Annotated in this window: 17 protein-coding genes; 12 read left to right on the top strand and 5 right to left on the bottom strand. The window is 51.6% G+C overall.

All coding sequences use genetic code 11. The features are described 5' to 3' along the window. Positions 1-20: 20 nt before the first annotated feature. The 6 genes from NFR90_RS03650 (at position 21) to yoaA (ending at position 10167) form a co-directional block, all read left to right on the top strand. Complete coding sequence (locus NFR90_RS03650) at positions 21-1427, top strand: flavocytochrome c (RefSeq protein ID WP_251450801.1); 1407 nt, start codon at positions 21-23, stop codon at positions 1425-1427. A gap of 247 nt (positions 1428-1674) precedes the next feature. Next, positions 1675-4533, top strand: coding sequence for a 2-oxoglutarate dehydrogenase E1 component (locus NFR90_RS03645; protein ID WP_251450799.1), 2859 nt, complete (start codon positions 1675-1677; stop codon positions 4531-4533). A 36-nt stretch (positions 4534-4569) separates the two neighbouring features. Continuing rightward, the gene (gene odhB, locus NFR90_RS03640) at positions 4570-5811 is read left to right on the top strand and encodes a 2-oxoglutarate dehydrogenase complex dihydrolipoyllysine-residue succinyltransferase (RefSeq protein WP_251450797.1); all 1242 of its coding nucleotides are present in this window, start codon (positions 4570-4572) and stop codon (positions 5809-5811) included. 9 nt (positions 5812-5820) lie between these two features. After that, positions 5821-7254, top strand: coding sequence for a dihydrolipoyl dehydrogenase (lpdA, locus tag NFR90_RS03635; RefSeq protein ID WP_251450795.1), 1434 nt, complete (start codon positions 5821-5823; stop codon positions 7252-7254). 121 nt (positions 7255-7375) lie between these two features. Further along, a complete protein-coding gene (locus tag NFR90_RS03630) occupies positions 7376-8140 on the top strand; it encodes a hypothetical protein (protein WP_251450793.1) in 765 nt (254 codons plus the stop codon). A 26-nt stretch (positions 8141-8166) separates the two neighbouring features. Then, complete coding sequence (gene yoaA, locus NFR90_RS03625) at positions 8167-10167, top strand: DNA repair helicase YoaA (protein WP_251450791.1); 2001 nt, start codon at positions 8167-8169, stop codon at positions 10165-10167. Here the strand turns inward: yoaA and NFR90_RS03620 are convergent. Then, on the bottom strand, positions 10164-10715 hold the full coding sequence (locus NFR90_RS03620; protein WP_251450789.1) for a hypothetical protein: 552 nt from the start codon (positions 10713-10715) through the stop codon (positions 10164-10166). The two genes, yoaA and NFR90_RS03620, sit on opposite strands and share 4 nt — an antisense overlap. 63 nt (positions 10716-10778) lie before the next feature. Beyond that, positions 10779-11609, bottom strand: a complete 831-nt coding sequence (locus tag NFR90_RS03615; RefSeq protein WP_277612608.1) for an outer membrane protein assembly factor BamD — start codon at positions 11607-11609, stop codon at positions 10779-10781. Between the two features lie 17 nt (positions 11610-11626). Between NFR90_RS03615 and NFR90_RS03610 the strand changes: the two genes are divergently transcribed. From NFR90_RS03610 to NFR90_RS03585, 6 genes are all read left to right on the top strand, one after another. Beyond that, on the top strand, positions 11627-12805 hold the full coding sequence (locus tag NFR90_RS03610) for an RluA family pseudouridine synthase (RefSeq protein ID WP_251450785.1): 1179 nt from the start codon (positions 11627-11629) through the stop codon (positions 12803-12805). Between the two features lie 4 nt (positions 12806-12809). Then, positions 12810-13586: a peptidoglycan editing factor PgeF gene (gene pgeF / locus NFR90_RS03605; protein ID WP_251450783.1), complete on the top strand. Its 777-nt coding sequence runs from the start codon at positions 12810-12812 to the stop codon at positions 13584-13586. Then, entirely contained in the window at positions 13561-14145 is a 585-nt protein-coding gene (locus tag NFR90_RS03600) for a hypothetical protein (RefSeq protein ID WP_251450781.1), read from the top strand. The genes pgeF and NFR90_RS03600 overlap by 26 nt, the downstream gene beginning before the upstream one ends. 37 nt (positions 14146-14182) lie before the next feature. Further along, positions 14183-14473, top strand: coding sequence for a rhodanese-like domain-containing protein (locus tag NFR90_RS03595; RefSeq protein ID WP_251450779.1), 291 nt, complete (start codon positions 14183-14185; stop codon positions 14471-14473). Positions 14474-14480: 7 nt separating this feature from the next. Then, positions 14481-15833 carry a 30S ribosomal protein S12 methylthiotransferase RimO gene (gene rimO / locus NFR90_RS03590; protein WP_251450777.1) on the top strand — a complete coding sequence of 451 codons (1353 nt, stop codon included), beginning with the start codon at positions 14481-14483 and terminating at the stop codon, positions 15831-15833. A 222-nt stretch (positions 15834-16055) separates the two neighbouring features. Then, positions 16056-16235 (top strand): hypothetical protein, encoded by a 180-nt coding sequence (locus NFR90_RS03585; protein WP_251450775.1) that lies wholly within the window; start codon positions 16056-16058, stop codon positions 16233-16235. Between the two features lie 570 nt (positions 16236-16805). Here the strand turns inward: NFR90_RS03585 and NFR90_RS03580 are convergent. From NFR90_RS03580 to NFR90_RS03570, 3 genes are read right to left on the bottom strand one after another with little or no spacing between them, the layout of a single operon-like run. Continuing rightward, positions 16806-18083: an ABC transporter permease gene (locus NFR90_RS03580; protein ID WP_251450773.1), complete on the bottom strand. Its 1278-nt coding sequence runs from the start codon at positions 18081-18083 to the stop codon at positions 16806-16808. After that, complete coding sequence (locus NFR90_RS03575) at positions 18073-19287, bottom strand: ABC transporter permease (protein ID WP_251450770.1); 1215 nt, start codon at positions 19285-19287, stop codon at positions 18073-18075. Before NFR90_RS03575 ends, NFR90_RS03580 begins: the two co-directional genes overlap by 11 nt. Before the next feature lie 6 nt (positions 19288-19293). Next, positions 19294-20364 (bottom strand): HlyD family secretion protein, encoded by a 1071-nt coding sequence (locus NFR90_RS03570; RefSeq protein ID WP_251450768.1) that lies wholly within the window; start codon positions 20362-20364, stop codon positions 19294-19296.

The raw sequence follows: 20364 nt of genomic DNA, 5'->3' as shown, positions 1-20364 counted from the left end.
CTGATCTCAGGAGAAAGGCAATGAATAAATTATCTTTAGCGGTTATTTGTGCACTCGGTCTCGGTATGACTGCTGTCAGCGCCGAAGAGGCGGATGTCGTCGTGGTGGGTTCCGGCGGCGCCGGCCTCTCTGCGGCTGTTACAGCAGCTCAAGCCGGTAAGAATGTCATCGTGCTCGAAAAAATGCCGATTATCGGCGGCAACACGCTCAGAGCCGAAGGCGGTATGAATGCCGCAGGCACGCTCCAGCAGCTTGAGCACGGAATTACAAACGATTCAGCTCAGATTATGAGCTTAGACGCTCAGAAGAGCGGCCATTATCTGAACAATCCCGAACTGACCCTGACTTTAGCTGAGAACGCCAAGGACGCCGAACAGTGGCTTCTGTCTTTAGGCGCTCCGTTCTGCCATCGTATGGGCCGCGGCGGCGGTCAGACCAGAGCGCGCGGACACGGCCCCTGTGACGGAGCTCCGGTTGGCGCGGCAGTGGTAAAAGCTCTGTATAGCACCGCATCAAAACTTCCGTCGGTACAGATTCGTCCCTCCAGCAAAGTCACGCAGCTGATTGAAAAAGACGGTAAGGTGGTCGGCGTCAAAGTTGAAGGCAAAGACAAAAAGGAATACACGATTGACGCAAAAGCTGTCGTTCTTGCGACCGGCGGATTCGGCGCAAACGCCAAACTGATTTCTTCTCTGAGACCGGAATACAAAGGCTTTGCGACCACAAATCAGCCGGGCGCTCTTGGTGAGGGTTTGGAGTTGGCAAAGGGCGTTGGTTCTACTTTTGTCGATCTCCGTGAAATTCAGGCTCATCCGACCGTTATTCCGGTTAAAGGTATCCTGATTTCAGAATCTATGCGTGCCAGAGGCGGTTACCTGATCAATCAGGAAGGCAAACGATTTGTCAACGAACTTCTCCCCCGTGACGTCGTTGCCGCCGCCGTGCTCGCGCAGCCTACCGGAAAAGCATGGCTTCTGATTGACGACAAACTCGTCAAGTCCAACAAACTGGCCGCCGGCTATGTGGCCCAGAAACTTGCAGTTTCCGGAAATAACGTATCCGAACTCGCTAAAGCGATGGGTGTTCCCGAAGCCAATCTGAAAGCCGCAATGGCGCAGTACGATGAAGCTTACAAGACGAAAAAAGATACCGCCTTTGATCGTCCTGAAATGATCGCGGCAAACAATGTCTGGCCGATGTACGCGTTCCAGATTACTCCGGCGATCCATCATACGATGGGCGGTGTAAGAATCAATAAGAATGCGGAAGTCATTGGCGTAACCGCAAAACCGATTCCCGGACTGTTCGCAGCGGGTGAAGTCACAGGCGGCGTACATGGCGGTAACCGTGTTGGCGGCAACGCCGTTGCGGATATCGTGACATTCGGAAGAATTGCAGGTGCTAACGCCGCTAAAGCAGCAAACTAATCTGACCGAATAGGTCAAATCGCAGCAGCCCGAGGCTCTCCGGAACCTCGGGCTGATTTTTCTGCTTACCCCGCATTTTTTGCTGAATCGGCACGCATTTTTTCTTCTCTGTAAACATAAAGAAACCTATAATTTAAGTTTGTGTTGCCTCTTAAACACGAAGACACTCGGGAAACCCGAGGCGTCCGTAGGTCCGCTCACGACCGACGAACCCTAACGCGGCAAGAAATTTGTCCAAGGTGAAATTGTGATAAAAGAATTAATTCAGACTTCTTACCTCTTCGGCAGCAACGCTCCTTATGTCGAAGACCTCTACGAGCAGTATCTCGAAGATCCTGCTTCCATCGATGAGAAATGGCGCCAATTCTTTGACCGCCTTCAGCAGACTCCGGCTTCCGACGGACGCGTGGAAACACCTGATGTGCCGCACGCTCCGATCATTGAGGCATTCGCTCAGCGCGCTATGCAGCCAAGAGGCGTCAGCTGCCCGGTCAGCGAAGGTGATCTCGAAATCGCAAGAAAACAGGTTGCCGTTCAGTCCATCATCGGTGCATACCGATTCCTCGGCGCCCGATGGGCAAATCTTGACCCTTTGCACCGCAGAGAACGTCCTAAGATTCCGGAACTTGAGCCGTCTTTCTACGGACTCTCCGACGCGGATATGGACACCGTCTTCTCCGCCGCAAATACGTACTTCGGCGCCGATAAGATGACGCTTCGTGATCTGATCGCGGCATTGCGCCAGACATACTGCGGAGACCTCGGCATTGAATTTATGTACATCAGCGATCCGGTGATTAAGCGCTGGTGGCAGCAGAAACTAGAACCGAACCGTTCGGTTCCTTCCTACGACAACGCAGCCAAAAAACGCATCCTTCAGCGCCTCACGGCGGCCGAAGGTTTGGAGCGCTATCTGCATACTAAATATGTCGGTCAGAAGCGCTTCTCTCTCGAGGGCGGCGAAAGCTTTATCGTTTCTATCGACGAAGTTGTAGAAGCGGGTGCCGAACAGGGCATCGAAGAAATGGTCATCGGTATGGCCCATCGCGGACGTCTGAATGTTCTGGTCAATACGCTTGGTAAATCTCCGAGCGAACTCTTTGCAGAGTTTGAGGGCAAATATAAGAGCAAGGATTTACCAGCCGGTGACGTTAAGTATCACAACGGCTTCTCGAGCGATGTTGTCACTGCGGCCGGCCCGATTCATTTAGCACTTGCGTTCAATCCCTCACACTTGGAAATTGTTGATCCGGTGGTCGTCGGCAGTGTGCGCGCCCGTCAGGACAGACGAGATGATCCGAAGGGACGCCGAGTGATGGGTGTTATGGTTCATGGTGACGCCGCGTTCGCCGGTCAGGGCGTGGTTATGGAAACGCTCAATTTAGCCGATACCCGCGGTTACGGCACGGGCGGCACGATGCATATCGTCATTAACAATCAGATCGGCTTCACAACGTCGGACCCGCGCGATAAGGGTTCGATGACTTACTGTACGGATCCGGCAAAACTGATTGAGGCGCCGGTCCTTCATGTGAATGGTGACGACCCGGAAGCAGTGGCCTACGCGACGCGTCTTGCTATGGAATTCCGCAAGAGCTTTAACCGCGACGTGGTCGTGGATATCGTCTGCTTCCGCCGCCTCGGACACAACGAACAGGATACTCCGAGCCTAACACAGCCTCTGATGTACAAGAAGATCAATGTTCATCCGGGCACGCGTCAGGTTTATGCCGACAAACTAGCGCTTCAGGGCGTGGTTTCTCAGGAAGAAGCCAAAGAGCTTGTTGCTCAGTACCGTAAGAATTTGGAAGAGGGCAGAACGCCGAGAGAAATGCCGCTCATTACCTCTAAGAATCCTTATGCGGTGGATTGGTCAAGCTTTAACGGGCTTTGGAGCGAAGAAGTCCGTACCGGAGTGCCGGTTGATGAACTGAAGCGTCTTGCAGACATCATCACAACAATTCCGGAAGGATTCAAACTGCATCCGCTGCTGCAGAAAGTCATCGGAGATCGTCGTCAGATGAAGGACGGTGCACTGCGTGTGGACTGGGGGCTTGCCGAACACCTCGCCTTTGCGACGCTTCTCGTGAGCGGCTATTCCGTTCGTATTTCGGGCGAAGATTCCGGCCGCGGCACATTCAGTCATCGTCATGCGGTTTGGCACGATCAGAACCGCGATCGCTGGGATTCCGGTATCTGGGTCCCGCTTGAGCACCTCTCTGAGCATCAGGCGAAATTTACCGTTATCGACTCAGTGCTGTCGGAAGAATCTGTTCTGGCGTTTGAATACGGCTACGCGAGCTCTTCTCCGAAGTGCCTGACGATTTGGGAAGCGCAGTTCGGCGATTTCGCAAACGGCGCTCAGGTCGTGATCGACCAGTTCATCAGTTCCGGCGAAGCGAAATGGGGCCGCAAGAGCGGACTGACCATGCTGCTTCCTCACGGTTACGAAGGTCAGGGCCCGGAACATTCTTCAGCCCGCGTGGAGCGCTATCTGCAGCTTGCCGCCGATACCAATATGCTGATCTGTCAGCCGACAACGGCCGCGCAGATTTTCCATCTGCTTCGCCGCCAAATGGTGGGTTCTGTTCGCAAACCTCTGATCGTTTTCTCTCCGAAGAGCTTATTGAGAAACAAACTTGCGACAAGCGAGCTCTCCGAGCTTGCCGAAGGAAGCTTCAAGATGGTGATCGGTGAATCCGAACCGATTGAACCTGATAACGTTCGCCGCGTTTTAATCTGTACCGGCAAGGTTTATTACGACCTGATTAAATATCGCGCCGATCATCAGATCGACAATGTCGCGGTGGTTCGTATCGAACAGCTTTATCCGTTCCCGCACAAGACACTCGGAGATGAGCTTAAGCGCTATCCGTTTGCTTCTGAAGTGGTCTGGTGTCAGGACGAGCCTCAGAATCAGGGCGCATGGTTCTATGTCCAGCATCATCTGCTGGAAGAAATGGTTCCGGGAGCCAGACTCGGATACGCAGGACGTCCCGCTTCGTCGTCTCCGGCGGTCGGCTATGCCGGCAAACATGCCGAGCAGCTTAAAGAGCTTCTTGAGAATGCCTTTGGCCGCCTGAAAGGCTTTATCCAGACGAAGTAGTTTGTACAGAGAACAGTAAAGAATTCGGAGTAAAAAATGTCAATTGTTGAAGTTAAAGTTCCCGAACTGTCGGAGTCCGTTTCCGAGGCGAGCCTGATTGAATGGAAAAAGAAGGTTGGCGAGCCGGTGAAGGCCGATGAAATTCTTATCGAGATCGAAACCGACAAAATCGTTTTAGAAATTCCCTCTCCGGCTGACGGAGTGCTCTCAAGTATCGAGCGGCCCAACGGTGCTTCCGTATTGAGTGATCAGCTGATTGCGACGGTTGATACCGAGGCTGTCGCATCTGCTCCCAAGGAAGAGGCACCGAAGGCCGAGGAGGCCGCTCCCGTTCGGCCCGCAGCGCAGACTGCGGCAGCCCCGAAGGCGCCGACCGTGATGCCCGCGGCTGAGAAACTGATGGCCAACAGCGGTATTGATGCGGCGGCAGTCGCGGGAACCGGTTTGGGCGGAAGAATCACAAAGCAGGATGTGCTTTCAATGCTGAAGACGCCCGCTCCGGCTGCAAAACCGGAAGTTAAGCCGGCAGCAAAACCCGCAGCCGCACCCCGCGCAGAACTTTCTCCCGCGTTTGGCGATCGTCCTGAACAGCGCGTGCCGATGTCCCGTCTGCGTGTTCGCGTCGCAGAACGCCTTGTTCAGTCTCAGTCCGACTGTGCCATTCTGACGACATTCAATGAAGTGAACATGGCGCCGGTGATGGCGCTGAGAGCGAAGTACAAAGAAAGTTTTGAAAAGAAATACGGCATCAAGCTCGGCTTTATGAGCTTCTTTGTTAAGGCCGCGGTACACGCGTTAAAGCAGTTCCCGATTATCAACGCTTCGATCGAAGGCCGCGATATTATCTATCACGGCTACATTGATATCGGCATTGCAGTGGGTTCCCCGCGAGGTCTTGTCGTGCCGGTTCTTCGTGACGCCGATCAAAAGAGTTTTGCGCAGATTGAGAGAGAAATCGCCGACTTTGCCGCACGCGCCAAGTCCGGCAAGCTAACGCTTGAAGAGTTAACAGGCGGCACATTCACGATTTCCAACGGCGGTGTGTACGGATCCCTGTTCTCAACGCCGATCATCAATCCGCCGCAGTCTGCGATTCTGGGTGTGCACGGCACGAAGCCGAGGCCCGTCGCTGAGAACGGCGAAGTCGTGATTCGGCCGATGAATTATCTGGCGATGAGTTATGACCATCGTCTGATTGACGGCAAAGAAGCCGTATTAGCGCTTGTTGCCATGCGTGACGCGCTTGAAGATCCCGCTCGTCTGCTGCTGGATCTGTAGGAGAATTCAATGAGAGAAGATGTTCAGGTTTTTGATGTCGTTGTCATCGGCGCCGGTCCCGGCGGCTATGTTGCGGCGATCCGAGCCGCGCAGCTCGGACTCTCCGTTTGCTGCATTGATGACTGGATGAAGGAAGGTAAAGCCGCGCCCGGGGGCACATGCACCAATGTCGGCTGCATTCCTTCTAAAGCGCTGTTGGCGACGGCCGCGCTTTTTGAAGAGATTGAACTTAAAGCGGGTGAGCACGGAATCGAAGTGGATTGTCCCGCGATCGATGTTGCCAAGATGATGGCCCGTAAGGATAAGATTATTCGTCAGACCAATGACGGTATTCTGTATCTTTTCAAGAAGAATAAGATCACCTTCCTTAACGGCAGAGGATCTTTCGCGACTGCAGACGCGGACGGGTATCTGATTAACGTCGACGCGCCGGCAGAGACGAAAGTCATGGCTAAGAGCGTGATTCTTGCAACCGGAAGCAAGCCTCGTGCCCTGCCGAACGTTCCCTTTGATGAAGACCGCATTCTTTCCAACAGCGGAGCGCTCGCGCTGAAAAAAGTTCCGACCACCCTCGGCATTATCGGAGCGGGCGTCATCGGACTGGAAATCGGCAGTATTTGGAAGAAGTTCGGAGCCGATGTCAAAGTTCTAGAGGCGATGCCGGATCTGCTGACGTTTGCAGACTCTTCCGTCACCAAGGAAGCAAAGAAAATCTTTGAGAAGCAGGGGCTTTCCATGGAATTTGGTGTTCGTATCGATCACATTGAAGACAATGGCGAACGCGTCTCTGTTTCTTACACCGACAAGGACGGCAAGAAGTGCGAGATTTGGGTGGAACGCCTTCTTATTTCGATCGGACGCGTGCCGTTCACAGCTTCCCTTGACGCGCCGGTCGTCGGCTTAAAACTCGATGAACGCGGCTTTGTCGAAGTGGACGAAGAGTGCCGTACCAATCTTCCGAATGTCTGGGCAATCGGGGATCTCGTGAGAGGTCCGATGCTTGCGCACAAAGCTGAAGAAGAGGGCGTTGCGGTAGCCGAAAGAATTGCAGGCCGTAAAGCGTTTGTTCATTTGGAGCGCGTCCCCTCCGTGATTTACACCGAACCGGAAATCGCCTGGGTCGGTAAAACGGAAGACGAACTGAAGAAAGCGGGACGAGAGTATAAAGTCGGGCAGTTCCCCTTTATGGCCAACGGCCGCGCACGCGCAGTCGGAGAAACTCAGGGTTTTGTGAAGATGCTTGCGGACGCTCAGACCGATGAAATTCTCGGCGTTCATATCATCGGACCTCAGGCCGGAGAGCTGATCGGCCAGGCCTGTGAAGCGCTTGCATTCGGAGCGACTGCCGAAGATCTCTCACTGATTTGTGAACCGCATCCTTCTTTCAGCGAAGCACTGAAGGAAGCGGCTCTCGCAGTGAATAAAGAAGCGATAAACTTCTGATAATCAGATAAGGGCGGCGCTTGCGCCGTCTTTACTCTTTTTTACGCAACCGAGCTGCTGTATTCGTGCACAATATCGGTTGATTTTTATAAATAATGTATTCGGATCCATCGGAGAGAAGATGAAGATAGCCCACTTACTGTTTTTGCTCGGAAGCTTATGTCTGAACGCTCATGCGGCAGACTATCCGACCAACACGCCATTTGCGGACCGCTATCCTCCCGATACGATTACAAACGCACAGAGAGCTCGTGAGGTCATTCAGGCTTACGAGCATGAAAAAGACCTTTGGGACGACTGGTACGAAGCCGAAAAAAAGGCCTGCTACCGGAATTTTTTTGTGACCTACTGCCTCGACAGCGTTCGTGAGGAGCGTTACACGCATATTCAGGAAGCGAGGCAGGTTTGGCTCGTTGCGCGCGATTTCTTACGCAAGGAACGATCCGACGAAGCGGTAAAGACACGCAAAGAAAATGAGGCGAAACAGGCCGCGAAGAACGAGCGCATTGAAGCTGAAGCGGCCGAGCGGGCAAAAGCGAAGAAAAAGCAGCCGGTAAAAACAACACCGTCCTCGAGAAAACCGGCTGAAGCCCGACCGGACAGAACGCTGAGCGCGGAAGAAGAAAAGGCCAACGAAGAGGCTTTTGAACAGAAACAAATCAAGCATCAGGAACGTGTTGCAGAGCAGGAAGAGAAGGCTCCGACACCGCCCTCCGAGACCGAACAGGAACGTATTGACGAGCGCGCAAAACGCCGAGCCGAAGCCGAGAAACGCAAGATTGAAAATATTCGCAAGCGTGAAGCCAAGGCCGCTGAATATGAACGTCAGCTCAAACTGCGTGAAGAGCAGAAAGCTCAGGGACTGGTTAATCAGCTCAATCCCTAAGAAACATCTAAAGGAGTATTGCCTCAATGGAAGGGCAGTTTAGTAAGCAAGTTGAGGCGGTTTTCGCTAAGGACGGTCCTCTGTCAAAAGCGACGGAGAATTATGTTCCGAGAGAATCTCAAATAGAGTACGCGTGTTCCGTGGCCGAAGCGCTTGAAACCGGAGAGAGTTTGGTTGCGGAAGCGGGTACCGGAACCGGGAAAACCTTTGCTTATCTTGTTCCCGCGCTGCTGCACAGCGGCCGAGTGTTGGTTTCCACTGCGGGAAAGACGCTTCAGGATCAGCTTTATTTCAAGGATATTCCTGCGATTTTAAAAGCGCTCGGCATGGGTGCGCGTATCGCGCTTTTGAAGGGCCGCGCGAACTATATCTGCAAACTTCGTTTAGAACACGCCTGTGAAGAGAATGCCGCCAAATCGCGCGAAGAGGTGGTGCATCTGCAGAAGATTCAGCGCTTTGCGCAGCAGTCCGAAACCGGAGAAAGAGGCGATATTGTCGACGTACCGGAAGACTCCGGTATTTGGCCGGAAGTGACAAGTACCGCGGATAATTGTCTTGGCAACAAGTGCGAACATTACGAAGACTGTTTTGTGATGAAGGCCCGAGAAAAAGCCAAGGAAGCCGATATTCTTGTGATCAATCACCATCTGTTCCTCTCGGACATCGCCCTTAAGGACAATCAGATCACAGATTTTCTGCCGGACTTTGATTTGGTTGTGATTGACGAAGCGCACCAGCTTCTGAACATCTGCAGTGATTTTTTCGCGGAGAAGCTTTCGTTATCTGAGATCAACTCTTTTTTGAAAGATGTGTTAGTTGCAGCGGGTACTCTTTCCGGAGAAATCGTTGTTCAGTGGAAAGAGCTGACCAAGAGTGTCGATCAAAGCATGAAAGACTTGCTTCTGACCTCAACCAATATCCTGCAAGATACGGATAAGCCGATCGCGATAAGCAAGTTCTCGGACGCCCGTTTACTCGTTGAACCGATGCAGAGGCTTCTGTCATCGATGGCGGACTTGTCAGACGCTCTTCTGCAGAGCAAAGACGCATCTGCGGAAGCGGAGTCCTGTTATGAGCGTTCCGCTAAATTTGTCGAAAGTCTGCAGTACTGGACGGACGTTTTTTCCGGTAAAAAGACCGACAGTAAAGTTCCCATTATTCATTGGTTCACGCTTCGAAAAAGCACCATGAACTTCAACGCGACTCCGATTTCTTTTTCTGAGAAACTGAACTCGGCGCGCGACAGTCAGGGCAAGCCTTGGGTGCTGACATCCGCGACTCTTTCGATGAACGGCAACTTTGATCATTTCGTCGAAGAAATGGGTCTGGAAGATGCGAAAACAAAGCATTGGGACAGTCCCTTTGATTACAAGAGTCAGGCGCTCTTATATATCCCGGATGACATTCCTCAGCCGGGTGTGCAGGATTTTCCGGATAAAGTCGCCGCAAAAATCTGGCCGTTTATCAAAGAGAATCAAGGCAGAGCGTTTGTTCTGTGCACGACGCTTCGCGCCATGGAGACGATCGGTAAACATTTGCGCTACTACGCCGAGCGTGACGATCTCCCTTTAAAGATTCTGGTTCAGAAAGAGGCGCCTAAGCAGGAGCTTCTGCGTCAGTTCAAAGAGTCGGGCAGCGCCGTGTTAGTCGGTTCCATGAGCTTCTGGGAAGGTGTGGATATTAAAGGAGACGCGCTGTCTCTTGTGATCATCGACAAAATTCCCTTCCCGCCCCCGGGCGACCCGGTATTTGACGGTAAATGCGATTTCGTGACCGCTAAGGGAGAAGATCCGTTCAAAAAGATTTCTATTCCCCAGGCGACCATGCACCTGATGCAGGGAGCGGGGCGCCTGATCCGAGATCACAAAGATTTAGGCATGCTGATGATTTGTGATTCGCGGCTGACCAGACGAAATTACGGGAAAGTGATTTGGCAGAGTCTTCCGGATTTTGCGCGCACCACGAGGATGGATGTCGCCTTTGATTTCGTTAAAGAGATGGCGGCAATGCGCAAGGAAAAATCTTAATTCTTCGGCTGTCGGCACTGAAGCCAGCGCTGAGCCATTTCCTGTTCCCGGTCGACATCCGGAAGCTTTTGGTAGCCGCAAACAAGGCGGCCGAGATAATCCTGCGGCTCCTGACCTGTGAAGCTGAAGGGAACCTTTTGGGAGAATTTGCCCGGCGCGTCTTTAAGATAGTTGATCAGAAGAAGTTCTCCCTGAGGCTTCTTAGACGCGTTACGGCAGGTATTTACAAGAACCCGCACACGATATGGCGTCTGATCGTTGATGTTGTCGCCGACTTCAAGAATTTCCATCTGAAGATAGTCTTTCCTAAGTTCGCGAACCTGTTTTCGGCTGCCTTCCTGAATCCATCGATTAGGAGCATAGGGCCGCCAATCTCCGGGATACTTAACCTGCGTCGTGAAAAACGGAAGACGATTGGACTCCATTGCCTGCTCGGCAAGATAATCCAAATCATCGCAGGTCATTTGCGAGGGGATTTCGGGGATGGTTCTGCATCCGGAAACAAGCACCGCGGCGATCGCCGCAAAAATCAAACTTCTATTCAGCAAAATATTAAACAGAGAGCGCGTCAGGACACGCTCTCTGATATCGATAATAAGTTCAGAAAAGTTTTAGTCCTGAACAGGAACACCTGCGGCCTTATATTCTTCGGCTCGCTGGTAGGTTTCAAACGAAGCGCGGTTTTGGTTCGCGTCAATCACGCGTTCCACGTCCTTGACCTTATCTTCCATGCCGAGCTTCTCATAAGAGTTCTTCATGATAAGCAGAGCTTCGTTGGCCTGGGGAGAAGTCTGGAAATCTCTCAGCACGATTTGGGCACGGTTAATTGCTGCGATATAGGCCTGACGATCGTAGTAGAACTTAGCGGTATTGACTTCGTATTTAGCCTGAGCTTCTACGAGTTCATGCATTCTTTCGCGCGCGTCACGGGCGTAACGGCTGTTCGGGAAGCGCAGGACAAGGTCTTTGAAGATATCAAAGGCGTCTCTGGCAGCCTGAGCGTCGCGCTTGGAAAGGTCCTGACGGTTGAGGAAGCTCATCCAGCCTGTGTCTTCGTCAAGCGTGGCAAGACCCTTGATGTATAACGCGTAGGGTGAGAGCGGGTGCTCCGGATACTGTCTGAGGAAGCGGTCGCAGTTGGCGATCGCTTCTGTCGGTTCGTTTTCGCGATAGTAGGAATAAGCGACCTCAACCATGGCCTGCTGTGAATAACGTCCGTAAGGATAGCGGGCCTCAAGTTTCTGGTAGTAGTCGCGGGCGGTTTCGTAGTTTCCTTCATTGAGGTTATCGCGCGCTTCTACATAAAGCTTGTCGGCTGTCCAGCCTTCCGTAGGATCTTCAATTCCTTTAAACATACCGCATGAAGCAGTCGTTAAAATAACGGAACCAAGACAGACACATGCGAGGGTGCGTCTAAGCAAAGACTGACGAGTACGAGACATAGGTTTAGATATTAATTATGGATACTGAATTAACAGATTATAGACAGAGTGAGGCCTCTGACGAACAAGAAGCGGGAAAAATCTCAAAAATAAAAACACTTGAGGTTGGAATTGATCAGGACGGAGAGCGCTTAGACAAAGTGCTCGCCGCCAATCTTCCGGAGGTTTCAAGGTCGCGTCTAAAAACTCTGATTGAAGAGGGTTCGGTCCAAGTGAACGGCGAAGCGGTTATCAAGCCCCGTCATAAGATGGTTTTCTCGGACTCTGTCCGGGTGGAGCTGACACCGAGAGCGGAGGATCTTGCGTTCAAAGCGGTTCCGATGGACCTTGATATCGTTTACGAAGACGAGGACATTCTCGTCATCAACAAGCCGGCCGGTCTCGTGGTTCATCCGGCGGCTGGGCACTGGGACGATACACTTCTCAACGGCCTGCTTGCCTACGATCCGATTTTCAGATCGCTGCCGCGTGCGGGTATCGTGCACAGATTGGACCGAGATACCACCGGTCTGATGGTCGTGGCTAAGAATGAGAACGCTCAGCTTGATTTGGTGCGCCAGCTGCAAGAGCGGACCGTTAAGCGCGAATATTGGGCGCTGACCCGAGGTATTGCGCCAAAAGATAAAGTGATCGACAGCGCGATTGAACGCGATCCGCGTAATCCGCTGCGTTTCAGCGTAAGCGCGGGCGGCCGCGCTAAACCCGCAAGCACACACATCAAGTGCATTCAGAGTACAGAAATTAAAGGTAAGCCGTTTTCTTGGGTCGCCTGCCGTCTTAAGACCGGAAGGACCCATCAGATCCGAGTTCATATGGAATCTATAGGTTTCCCTTTAATCGGAGATCCGCTTTACCGCAATAAGCTTCCGAAGCCGAAGGAAGACGGTTCAGTGCTTAATTCATTTAATCGTCAGGCCCTGCATGCGAGTCGGCTTGGCTTAATTCATCCGCGTACCGGCGAGCCGCAGGAGTGGTTTGCAGAGCCGCCGCAGGACTTTATCGCGCTGATGGAGGAGCTTCAGTTCGGGCCTTGGGATGAACCTTCGCAGGTGTTTGGCGATCCGGTGTGGCAGGCAGAAGAAGAAATAGCCGCCTCTGAGGAAATCGGAAGAATCTCTTCCTGGGATGATTTTGATTTCGGGGATGAAGACGAAGAGGATTCTGATCTCTGGAAGATTGAAAGAACAAACGAGTAGAAGTATGAGAAGCAAACCCGAATTAGAGGTGCTGGTGCCGCAGTGGCCCGCACCCGCAAATGTGAAAGCTTTTTTCACGCTGAGAAGCGGCGGTTTATCAGCCGGCGCGTACGGCGCAGAGGACGGTTTTAACGGTCTCAATCTCGGTGATCATGTCGAGGACAGTCCTTACGCGGTTAAGGCCAACCGTGCGATGGTGACTGAAATGATCGGATCGGAAGCCGCCTGGCTTCGTCAGATTCATTCGACAATCGTTCTTGAGGCGGATCAGGTTAAAGACGCCCCGCAGGCTGATGCCGCGTTCACGATACATTCCAAGGTTCCCTGCGTTGTCATGACCGCGGACTGCGTTCCCGTGCTTTTCTGCGAAAAGAATGGAAAAGCGGTCGCAGCGGCGCACGCCGGCTGGAGAGGTTTGGCCGACGGCGTGCTTCAGGCTTGTGTCGAAGCGATGAGCGGCAAGCTGGAGGACAGCAGTGCGGAGATTATGGCTTGGATCGGACCGCATATTCGTAAGGAAAGTTTTGAGATTCGCGAGGATGTCGCGGATTATTATAGGAATTCAAAATTAAGCGGCGTTTGCGGCGAAGCGATTGAGAAAAAAGCGGACGGCTCGATGCGTTTGGATCTTTCTATCTTTGTTCGGGAGGCGCTCAGGCTAAGCGGAGTCAGCGAGGTATACGACTGCGGTCTCGACACTTTCAGCGATCCGAAACGTTTTTACAGCTACCGCAGAAGCGGCAGGACAGGCAGACATGGGGCATTCATCTACAAACTTTAATACTCGAAACGCTTCCGAGGAACTGACGTGGTATTACGTTCAGCCCGGGTTTAAGCTCATAACGCCGATCAAATTTTTCCTGGCAGTTTTGGCTTTTGTCTTGATTCTGGTGCTTTTGGCTCTCTTAAACCCGCAGCTGGTATTGGATTCTTATTGGACGCTTCTGATTGTTCCGCTGGATGCGCTTTTTGTGGGCTGGATGCTTCTTACGCTTCAGCCGCATCGTCAGATCTATTACCGGCTGGATTCAGAAGGTGTTTCAAGTGAGTTTCGATCCACAGCTTCTCCGCTGGCGGGGCTCGTCAGTTTTCTGCTTGGAACTTTCTGCACGATGATTGGGCTGAAGAAGTCGCTTTATTTGAATAACCATTCTTCCCGAAGCCGAGTTCTCGATTGGGGGGGAATTGTTTCTGTTCAAAGTTCTCCGAATATGAGAAGGATTGTGCTTCAGGCAGGACTTCACGGTCAGCTAACGCTCTGGACGAATGCCGAGAACTTCAATCATGTACTCACTCTAGTGAAAACTTATATCGATGAAGCGAGGAAACACTATGATTAGGAAGCTTGTTTTGTTTGCATTATTATCGGGAGCCATGATGGCAGCTGAAGCTAAAACATTTACGATTGACATTCGCGCGCCTGCTGAAATTCAGGAAACCGGGCGTGTCGAAGGCTCACTTACGGACGATTTCAGATCGCCCGACTTTATTGAAAAGTTCAAAGCGATGAATATCGCCAAAGACGATGAAGTTCAGCTGTACTGCCGATCCGGCGCTCGAGCAGGTAGAGCAAAACTGATGCTCGAAGAGATGGGTTATAAGAACGTCAAAAATCTTGGCGGTTATGAAGCCGCTTCAAAAACTCTGAACCGACCTTTAGTGAAGTAATAAATTAATGAACATTAAACGTCCGCCCCGTGTGGGGTTTGTTTCTTTGGGTTGTCCGAAAGCCTTGGTTGACAGCGAGAGAATTGTCACCGAACTTCGAGTAGAAGGTTATCTGATTAGTTCCACGTACAAAGATTCCGATCTTGTGGTTGTGAACACCTGCGGTTTTATTGATGCGGCGGTTCAGGAGTCGCTTGAAGCGATTTCGGAAGCGCTCAGTGAAAACGGAAAGGTGATCGTGACCGGCTGTTTAGGCGGCAAGCAGACGGAAGAGGGAAATTTTATTGCGAATAAATTTCCGAAGCTTCTGGGTGTTACAGGTCCTGAGCAGACCGATGAGGTGCTTAGACTGGTGCATGAAAACCTCGAGCGTCCTCATGAACCGTTTGGCGATTTAGTTCCCGCGGGCGGAGTTCTTCTTACGCCGAAGCATTATGCCTATCTAAAAATCGCCGAAGGATGTAATCATCACTGTACCTTCTGTATTATTCCGTCGCTTCGCGGCCCCTTAGTGTCTCGTCAGATCGGTTCTGTTGTTCGCGAGGCTCAGAATCTTGTTAAAAGCGGCGTTAAAGAGCTTTTGGTGATCGCGCAGGATACTGCTGCTTACGGCCAGGATGTGAAATACAAGCTTGATTTCATTGGCGGCCGTGCGGTTAAAACCAACATCAAGGTACTGTTTGAAGAATTAGGCAAACTTGGCGTATGGGTTCGACCGCACTATATGTATCCCTACGCCTCGGTTGACGAGATTGTTCCGCTGATGGCCGAAGGAAAGATTCTTCCCTATCTGGATGTTCCGTTCCAGCATGCGCATCCGAGGATTTTGAAGGCAATGAAGCGTCCCGGAAGTGAGTACAACATGGAGCGTATTAATGCCTGGAGGGCGATCTGTCCGGATATCACCATACGTTCGACCTTTATTACTGGTTTCCCCGGTGAGACGGAAGAGGAATTCCAATATCTTTTGGACTTCTTGAAAGAAGCTCGATTAAACCGAGTCGGCTGCTTTGCTTATTCTCCGGTTGAAGGCGCCGCGGCAAATGATTTGCCTGGGGCTCTGCCCAAGGAAGTCAGAGAGGAGAGAAGGGCGCGCTTCATGGAAGTTCAGGAGCAGATATCGCGTGAACTTTTAGCTGAGAAGGTAGGCCGCACGATTCGGGTACTGGTAGACGAAGCGGCAGACGAAGACGGCATTGCCACAGCCCGTTCGACGGCAGATGCACCGGATATTGACGGTTTGGTCTTTATCGAAGGAAATCCGAACGTTAAGCCGGGCGACTTCGTCGATGTGCGTGTCACTGACTCTTCCGACTATGACCTGTTTGCGGAGATTGCTGAGGGCGATAAGCAGCAGTAGAAATAGTCTTAAATACGAGAATGAAAGGCTCCGCATACCTCTTGTGATGCGGGGCTTTTTTATATGGAAGAGCATTATCGGGAACCGTTGTGTTTTTAGCGGATTTCCCTGCCTGCCTCAAGTTGTCGGGGTTTCTGTCTGTGCTTAATTTGATTATCTTTTTGATGCGGCTCTTAACGGCATGACTAAACTGACCCCATAGGTAATTAGGAGGCAGGTGTTATGAACATCGTATTTACAATCCTGTGGGCAGTTGTATGTCTTTGCTGCTTTGCATGGCTGATTTTCCAGGTCGTCACAAAGCGTATGCGGGTTATCACATTCGTGCTGCTGTTCATTCTTTTCGTCGTGATGGCTGTAGGTGTTTGCGGCCTCCTCGGATTAGGACTTGAAATGGGCTAATGCCTGACGCCACCGGGTTTTATATCTGATTTGACCGAGAGGTCTTCAGAAAAACAGAAGGCCGACTTTGGCGTTTTTAATGATTGCCAAGGCCGGTCTTTTTGCGTTCGCTGACTCTTTAGGCGTCAGGAAAGCTGTCGTTATCGAAAAAAGCTCAAGGCATGCCTGATTATTTAAATCTGATGACCTTCTATGCGCGTAACCATGTCACGGGAGCAGAGATTTAGAGTTTAGGCAAGGAATTTATTATTTGCTGTTTGCGCTGCTCCTAATCTTTATGAGGATTACTTTTCTTTTTTCAGCGTCTCTAATTGCAATCCGTCTTCCCATGAGCATCAGTCTTTTTTGATCAATCCCACTCACCGGACTCTTTGAGCTCTTCAATGGACGGCGGGAGCGGTGGAGCAGAAGTCCAATAATCAACTCTTCTTGGATCACCAATGAACATGATCAATCCTCCCTTATTTCATTCGTCAAATAAAGTATAACGAAATCGTTTAGCGCAATGATCCTCATCTGAAGCAGAAATCTCCGGAAGAATTCTGCGTTCCTGTGAGGTTAGCTGACGTTTTAAGCGTCAGGAACATTGCCGAGAATTTTTCCAAGCTGTTTGGGTGTGAGCTCTTTCTCAAGTTTCTCATTCTGTATTCCGTCTCTCAGATCTTTAATCTGAGCCAGTGCCTGCTCATCGTTCGCATAACGCCTGAGAATCAATACTGCGGCTGTGAAAAATATCAAACCGAGCAAAAGCAGATGGGCGAGGTAGGGGAATACAACTTCTGAGATCGTCGCGCCTGCCTGTGAAGCGCGAAGCATGGCGCCAGCGGCCGGCGTTGAAGGCAACAGCTTGCTGAATAACAAAATCGGTTCCGGGAAATTCTGCCAGGGGAAAAGATTGCCGGATAAAAATACGCAGGGAATGGAAGTCGGAACAATAATCTGAACGATATAGCGCAGGCGTTTACACAGCGCCGCAATCATGACCGCCATGGATGTAATCGCAAAACTAAAAACCGCCGAGACGGCAAGTGTTGCCGGCACTTTTCTGAACGCGTTGACGCCGTGGAAGGCAAATGATGCACCCTCGATATACATGGTCCAGAGAAAGGCCAGAATAAAGAAAGGCAGATACATCGCAATAAAATGCGGGAAGCTTCGCATCGCAAGCGCCAGTGCGTAAGGGTACTTTCGGCGCCAGAACCAATCGTTGAGCAGCATGCCGATGCCCGCGGTAAAGACGGTCTGAATGATGATGACAAAGACAATCGGTACCGTGAAGTTCAAATAGCCGTTAACCGTATTGAACATCGGTTGGAAAACAAACGCCGGTGCACGATTTTTAACTTGGGCAAGCTTATCAAGCGGTATTCCGTGCTCGAGCAGATGCCCGGCTATTGCGCCGGTCACAACTTTCTGAAGGGGACCTGCCGCACCGTTCATAGACACCCTGGCTTTGACGATAAACGCGCCGTTGGAAACGAGCACAAGTGCCGTCGGAATGTCGCGGACTGTGTCACGCTCAAAATTCGGAGGAATGATCAGAATCGCACTGACGCCGCCCTGGCGCATAATGCGTTCTGCCTCCTTCTGATCGGCAGCCTGAAACTCCACATGAACGGAGGGAGAGGCTTTTAGCTCTTGGATGAGCCTGCGGGAAAGAGGCGTCATGTCCTCATCGACCGCCACAATGTTCAGGTGATCGGGGAGCTGCTCCATGTAAGGCCAGCAGTAATAGAAGGAATAGAAGAAGATCGCAAAACAAAAGAAAGGCGCGCAGGCTAAATTACTGACGCACTGTCTGAGCGTAAAGAGAAAACTGTCAAAGAGGCTTGGATGTTTAGCTGACATGATCGGCCTCCGCCTCTAATTCTTGTTTTGCAAATATCCGGTATTTCCATCTGAAGACCGGAATACCCAGAATCAGAGGAATAAATATCATCAGAAGAAAAACACCGAACGTGGTTCCCATATCCCAAATGTCTGCACCGAGAGTCCATTGCTGCGTCTGACCTTCGATGAACCAAGTCAGCGGAAGACACTTAGAGAACGTCCTTGCAATGTCGCTCATGGAGTCAAGCGGCATCGAAAAGCCGGTAAAAGGCAGTGCGGGTGCGGCAAAGCCGGAAGCCACCACCAGCGAAAAACGCCAGGTCGGAGCAATCCCGCAGATCAGAATGGCGCATGTCAGCATAACCAGCAGACAGGCCGCACCGCAGATAAACCAAATAAATAAACTTGAGGCTTTCAGCGCGGTAAATCCGCTTACTCCGGCAAATAATCCGATGTAGGCGAGAATGACCAGACAATAGAAGAAATAGTGGGGCAGGAGTTTGCCGCAAAGCGCTGCGGTCACATAGTGCTGCGCGGTATCCATCCACTCATTGATTCGGTAAAGGTAGACTTCCCGAACGATAGCCGTTACAAAGGAGAGAACCGCAGCAAGCATAATCACGCCGGGCATCAGGTTGCTGCCTAAAAAGGCGAGGAAGCTGAACTGCATATTGCCGAGCGCGTAAAAGTCCGAATGAACACCCGAAACAATTCGCTCTGCGCCGCTTACGCCGCTTCCCGTAAGAAGCGTCACCTTGGCCATATTCTGCAGCGTCATCGCACTCATAATCGTGGCTATGGAGGTTTGGATTGTGCCTGCGACCGCATAGCGGTTTTCATCCAGATAAACTGACAGCGAGGAGCCGGTCCCTTTGTACTGCTCCTTCATGTAGCCCTCAGGGACTTCAATGATGCCGTAAACGGAGCCGTGCTTCAGTGCGGCAAGCGCTTCATCGTGGCTGTTGTACGTGACGAGTCCCATGGTTCTGTCCGCATCCAGCGCTCTTCCGATTTCACGGCTCATCGATGTATTGTCGTGGTCGACATAAGCGACGGGTACATCGGTAATGACGCCGTTGTACAAGAGGCCCCAGACAATCAGAACCCAAATGACCGGCATAAAACCGCAAAAAATAATTTCCTGCGGTCTGCTGATGAGCTGTCTGACCTCTCGGGCTGCTACCGCGGCGACAAGTTCGAACCATTTAATCGGAGAAATCATGATGATCTACTTGTAATCGTCTACAAGAACACTCATGCCGGGACGCAGTCCCTCGACTTTTTTAAGAGGGCGGGCTCTGACTTCAAAAGTCTTCATGTCGTAGCCCGAGTCCATGCGTGTGCTTCTCCATGTGGCGTAATTGGCCCGCGGACTGATGTAATAAATTTCGTAGTCGATTTTTTCGTCGCCAAGCGCAGGGACATACGCTTTAAAGACCTTGCCGATCTTGATGTCGGGCATGTTTTCTTCGCGAATGTTGAAGCTTGCCCATTGATCGTTCAGATCAACTAGGGTCACGACCGGGAAACCCGCTGCGGCGATTTCGCCTTCGATCAGTATGACCTTATCGACTTCTGCACCGATTGGCGCGTAAAGTGTTTTGTCAGCGGTGAGGGATTCAACTTGTTTGACGCCGGCCTGTGCTTCCGCGGTCAGATCCGATACAGCGGACTTTTCCTGTTCTCTTGCACCGATCAGAGCGATTTCGTACTGTTGTTTGGCGGCATTGGCCTGCTGGCTTGCCGCTTTCCAGTTGGTTTGAACTTCGTCGTACTTCTGTTTGGACACCAGACCGTCCTTGTAAAGGGCGGAAATTCGGTTGTATGTTTTAAACGCTAAGTCGGCCGCGGCCTGAGCTCTTTCCCACTGAGCCTTAGCGGCTTCTTTTTCCTGAGGACGGGCGCCTTCGTCAACAAGGCTCTGTTTGGCCTGAGCGGCGCGTTTCTGAGCTTCGAGCTGCTGAAGTTTGGCTTCAAGTTCAGGCAGATGCATTTCTGCGACCGGCTGCCCCGCGGCCACAGTGTCTCCTTCCTTCACGAGAACTTTCGCAACGCGTCCGGGAACTTTTGATGCGACGGTGACCGTTCTTGATTCCATTTGTCCTTGTAGTGGCGGAAGAGGCGGAAAGGCCGCACGATAGACGCCGTACACCAGGAAAATTATCAGTGCGGAAAGCAAAATGAGCAGAAGGAGAATGCCGATCTTTGACTTATTGGATACTTTGAGATCAGCATTTTGATCTGTCTGCGCCGCCGCTTGATTCTGAGCGGGAGAGGGTTTGTTCGTGGACTCTGACAT

Source organism: Parasutterella muris (assembly GCF_943193095.1).
Classification (GTDB): Bacteria; Pseudomonadota; Gammaproteobacteria; order Burkholderiales; family Burkholderiaceae_F; genus Parasutterella; species Parasutterella muris.
This window is presented reverse-complemented; position numbering and strand designations above follow the sequence as displayed.

Excerpts from the sequence above, each read along its gene's own strand:
- NFR90_RS03650 (WP_251450801.1), top strand. The coding sequence starts at position 21 with ATGAATAAATTATCTTTAGCGGTTATTTGTGCACTCGGTCTCGGTATG.
- odhB (WP_251450797.1), top strand. The coding sequence starts at position 4,570 with ATGTCAATTGTTGAAGTTAAAGTTCCCGAACTGTCGGAGTCCGTTTCC.
- lpdA (WP_251450795.1), top strand. The coding sequence starts at position 5,821 with ATGAGAGAAGATGTTCAGGTTTTTGATGTCGTTGTCATCGGCGCCGGT.
- NFR90_RS03630 (WP_251450793.1), top strand. The coding sequence starts at position 7,376 with ATGAAGATAGCCCACTTACTGTTTTTGCTCGGAAGCTTATGTCTGAAC.
- yoaA (WP_251450791.1), top strand. The coding sequence starts at position 8,167 with ATGGAAGGGCAGTTTAGTAAGCAAGTTGAGGCGGTTTTCGCTAAGGAC.
- NFR90_RS03615 (WP_277612608.1), bottom strand. The coding sequence starts at position 11,609 with ATGTCTCGTACTCGTCAGTCTTTGCTTAGACGCACCCTCGCATGTGTC.
- NFR90_RS03610 (WP_251450785.1), top strand. The coding sequence starts at position 11,627 with ATGGATACTGAATTAACAGATTATAGACAGAGTGAGGCCTCTGACGAA.
- pgeF (WP_251450783.1), top strand. The coding sequence starts at position 12,810 with ATGAGAAGCAAACCCGAATTAGAGGTGCTGGTGCCGCAGTGGCCCGCA.
- NFR90_RS03600 (WP_251450781.1), top strand. The coding sequence starts at position 13,561 with ATGGGGCATTCATCTACAAACTTTAATACTCGAAACGCTTCCGAGGAA.
- NFR90_RS03595 (WP_251450779.1), top strand. The coding sequence starts at position 14,183 with ATGGCAGCTGAAGCTAAAACATTTACGATTGACATTCGCGCGCCTGCT.
- rimO (WP_251450777.1), top strand. The coding sequence starts at position 14,481 with ATGAACATTAAACGTCCGCCCCGTGTGGGGTTTGTTTCTTTGGGTTGT.
- NFR90_RS03585 (WP_251450775.1), top strand. The coding sequence starts at position 16,056 with ATGAACATCGTATTTACAATCCTGTGGGCAGTTGTATGTCTTTGCTGC.
- NFR90_RS03580 (WP_251450773.1), bottom strand. The coding sequence starts at position 18,083 with ATGTCAGCTAAACATCCAAGCCTCTTTGACAGTTTTCTCTTTACGCTC.
- NFR90_RS03575 (WP_251450770.1), bottom strand. The coding sequence starts at position 19,287 with ATGATTTCTCCGATTAAATGGTTCGAACTTGTCGCCGCGGTAGCAGCC.
- NFR90_RS03570 (WP_251450768.1), bottom strand. The coding sequence starts at position 20,364 with ATGTCAGAGTCCACGAACAAACCCTCTCCCGCTCAGAATCAAGCGGCG.